Genomic DNA, 901 nt, shown 5'->3' on the forward strand with positions numbered 1-901 from the left:
GGCCGTGACGTGGCGCGTCGCGGATCTGCCGATCGTGCGGGCCGACGAGGCGCTCGTGACGCTGGTCCTGACGAACCTGCTCGGCAACGCGGTGAAGTACACGCGGGGACGCGCGGAGGCGATCGTCGAGGTCTGGGCGGAGGTCTCGCCCGCCGAGACGGTCGTGTTCGTGCGGGACAACGGGGCGGGCTTCGATCCGCGTTTCGCGCCGCGGCTGTTCTCGGCGTTCCAGCGTCTGCACCACGCGCACGAGTTCGAGGGGGTCGGGGTGGGCCTCGCGAACGTGAAGCGGATCGTGGAGCGGCACGGGGGCCGAGTGTGGGCCAGCGGCGAGGTCGGCGCGGGCGCCACGTTCGCGTTCTCGCTGCCGGACCCGCGGGGCGCCTGAGCGCCCTCCGTGACACTCGGCTGACCGTTCGTGGCGATGTGCGCATCCCCTTCGGGGGTCCTGGCCGTATGATGGAAGGCACGGACCCCCGCCACAACCTCTGCCGTTCGCCGTAAGAAGCGCGGAGCGTCCGGTCGCCGCCCGCGTGGCGCGACCTGCCTCGTCCCCGCCCCCGCGCGCCCCTCCGGAGTCCGCATGTCCACACGTCCCAAGGACCTCGCCCTGCTGCGCACCCTCGCGATCGCGTTCGCGGGGCTCTCCCTTCCGCTCGTGTGGCCCGGCATGCTCGCGCACCTCGTGGGCGACATGCCGGGCGTGGCCGTCCACGGTCACGAGGCCCCCGGGCTCTCCTCCCTGCTGGTCGCCTCGGACCTGCTGACCTTCGGGGCGTACACGGTCATCGCGGGGACCCTCGCGACGATCGTGTCCCTCAACCGCCGCTCGCTTCCGTTCGACTGGGTGGTGCTGGCCTTCGGGCTGTTCATCGTGGCGTGCGGATTCACGCACCTGATG

At 72.1% G+C, this 901-nt stretch carries 2 protein-coding genes; both read left to right on the forward strand.

The genetic code is table 11. The features are described 5' to 3' along the window. On the forward strand, nt 1-388 hold a 388-nt coding region (locus tag DEIPI_RS0111320; RefSeq protein ID WP_245588550.1), incomplete at its 5' end, for a sensor histidine kinase. A gap of 195 nt (nt 389-583) precedes the next feature. Next, nucleotides 584-901: hypothetical protein (locus tag DEIPI_RS39555; RefSeq protein WP_027481855.1), on the forward strand; the 318-nt coding region annotated here is incomplete at its 3' end.

Origin of the sequence: Deinococcus pimensis DSM 21231 (assembly GCF_000519345.1) — a bacterium.
Taxonomy (GTDB): Bacteria; Deinococcota; Deinococci; order Deinococcales; family Deinococcaceae; genus Deinococcus_A; species Deinococcus_A pimensis.